The following is a 2622-nucleotide window of genomic DNA, read 5'->3' as shown; positions in this document are numbered from 1 at the left end:
CTTGTTACAAGAGTTATTTACCCGTGATGGTGCAGGTACCTTGATTGCCAAAGATCACAAAGAGTTAATCGCTACCGCTACTATTGATGATGTGGCCGGAATTTTAGAACTAATACAACCCCTTGAGGAAGAGGGTGTGTTGGTTAAGCGTTCTCGTGAATTGCTTGAGATGGAAATTGGTTGTTTTACTGTGCTTAAAAAGGAAGATGTTATCATCGCTTGTGCTGCCTTATATCCTTATCCCGAAGCGGAAACGGGTGAAGTTGCTTGTGTGGTAATTGATCCAGATTATCGTAAAGGTAATCGCGGCGAAAGAATAATTAATGCTGTTGAGTTGAGTGCTAAAAAACAAGGTTTAACCTCGTTATTCTTACTAACGACGGTCAGTGGTCATTGGTTTCGAGAACAAGGTTTTATTGAAACATCCCTAGAAAGGTTACCTGAAGGCAAGAAACAAATGTATAACTTTCAGCGTAATTCGCAAGTCTTTATCAAAGATATATAAGTTATCAGGTTATAAGAAGCTGCTACTAGGGTCTTGATGTAAAAGGCTTTGGTGTTGTAACTTTGCTAAAGCAAGTAGTAAAGAAAATAAAAAGCAGCTAACTTAAAAGGTTAGCTGCTTTTTTGTTATTACAACGCTAGATGAGTAGGGGGAATGTTGCTGTTTCTGGATTAGAACAACTCCTCTTCCTCTTCTTTTTTCTTACCACCAGATAATATTTCGCTAGTGTTATCTTGTGTGGCATAGTCTGTAGGTACATTCCCTAGACGGAAATACTCAAATTGACTGCTGCTATCGGTTTTAGTGGTTAATTTTCCAGTTGCCTTATCAATACGGACAGAAACTATATCAACGGGTTGCTCAAAGGCTTCAGTTTCAATGTCAGCTAGGGCAATACGCATAAACTCTATCCAAGCAGGTTGTGCTGATTTAGCACCAAATTCTTTACCTGTCGTTTGGTTCTTACCTAAATTGTTGTTATAAACAGTTTGGCCTAAGATATGGCGAGGATCATCAAAACCTATCCATGAGGTGGTGATTAAACGCCGACTGAAACCGGAAAACCAAGCATCTTTTGCATCGTTGGTGGTACCTGTTTTACCAGCAATATCACGGCGTTTTAATGTTCTTGCACGCCAGCCAGTTCCTTGCCAACCTGGGGTTGCAGACCAATCTGCATCCCAAATAGCACTATTAAGTGCCTGAGTTATTAAAAATGCATTTTGTGGGCTAATAACACGAGTAGCCTGTTTAATTGCAACCGATGGTGAATTTTCTACCAGCGTATTTCTGCTATCAATAAAGTCTATTTCTTCATCAGGCTTGTCCAAATCATCAGTTTGTAGGCAAGGGTCACAAGCTAAGGCCGGATTGGCCTGATAAATAACTTCTCCGTCACTGTTCTCGATACGTTCAATTAAATATGGTTCAATCAAAAAACCACCATTGGCAAAAGTTGCAAAACCAGTGGCAACTTCTAATGGTGTTAATGAGGCAGAGCCAAGTGCTAAGGTTTCACTACGGGGTAAGTCACTCGCTTTAAAGCCAAAAGCAGCTAAATGGTTGATGGTGTTGGTAACGCCGATACTTTGTAATAAACGTACCGCAATAACATTTTTTGATTGGGCTAAACCTAAACGAACTCGTAAAGGACCGGCGTATGTTTCAGGAGAATTTCTAGGACGCCAAACTACGCCTGAGCTTCTATCCCATTGATTTATCGGCGCATCATTTACCAATGAAGCCAGTGTGAAACCATGCTCAAGGGCCGCAGAATAGATGAAAGGTTTAATATTGGAGCCTACTTGACGTTTAGCTTGAGTAACTCGGTTAAATTGACTTTGAGTGAAGCTAAAGCCGCCAACGGCAGCTTTAATAGCACCATCATCTGGAGAGAGTGACACTATCGCGGCACTTGCTGTCGGCAGTTGTCCTAGACGATAATTACTGTCGGGCATTTTACTCACTAAAATAACATCACCATAGTGGAGGATATCACTTGCTACCTTAGGTGGCCTACCTTGTCTTTGGTCATTAATATACGGTCGAGCCCATGCTAATCCAGGCCATTTAATGGTTGCAGTTTCTTTATTTCTTAACTGGATAGATACAGATTTTTCTTCAACAGCGATAACTACCGCGGGTACAAGCATTTGGTAATAGTTAGTTTTAGTAAGGGCACTGTCAATTTCTTCCTGTGTTAGCAAGGAAGGTTCTTGTTCGGCAAGTGTATTGGTTTTTGACGCTTGGTTGGTTCTTAGAGAGACCAAAGGACCTCGGAATCCATGGCGCTGGTCATAGTTTAATAGATTATTCACCAATGCTTGTTGAGCTGCAGTTTGAAGTTTAGCGGTAACCGTAGTGAATACTTTGTAACCTTCGGTATAAGCTTTTTCTTTGCCATAACGTTTAAGCACTTCTTGGTGAGCCATTTCAGCAATATAAGGGGCATTTAGCTCTATTTCCGCGCCGTGCCTTTTTCCGGTAATTGGGGCTGCTTTAGCGCTTTGGTATTCTTGCTTAGTGATATAACCACTAACTAGCATACGATGGAGGACTACAGCGCGACGGGCTATAGCTCGTTTGGGCGAACGTATAGGATTTAATGTTGACGGTGC

At 41.4% G+C, this 2622-nt stretch carries 2 protein-coding genes; one reads left to right on the top strand and one right to left on the bottom strand.

The features are described from left to right. A partial coding sequence (gene argA / locus HRT50_RS18560; RefSeq protein ID WP_291617273.1) for an amino-acid N-acetyltransferase occupies positions 1–505 on the top strand: 505 nt, incomplete at its 5' end. A gap of 170 nt (positions 506–675) precedes the next feature. On the opposite strand, the gene HRT50_RS18555 is transcribed toward argA, so the two are convergent. Beyond that, positions 676–2622 (bottom strand): penicillin-binding protein 1A (locus HRT50_RS18555; protein WP_291617271.1); only part of this gene is annotated, 1947 nt, incomplete at its 5' end.

Source organism: Colwellia sp., assembly GCF_013215345.1.
GTDB lineage: Bacteria > Pseudomonadota > Gammaproteobacteria > Enterobacterales > Alteromonadaceae > Colwellia.
This window is presented reverse-complemented; position numbering and strand designations above follow the sequence as displayed.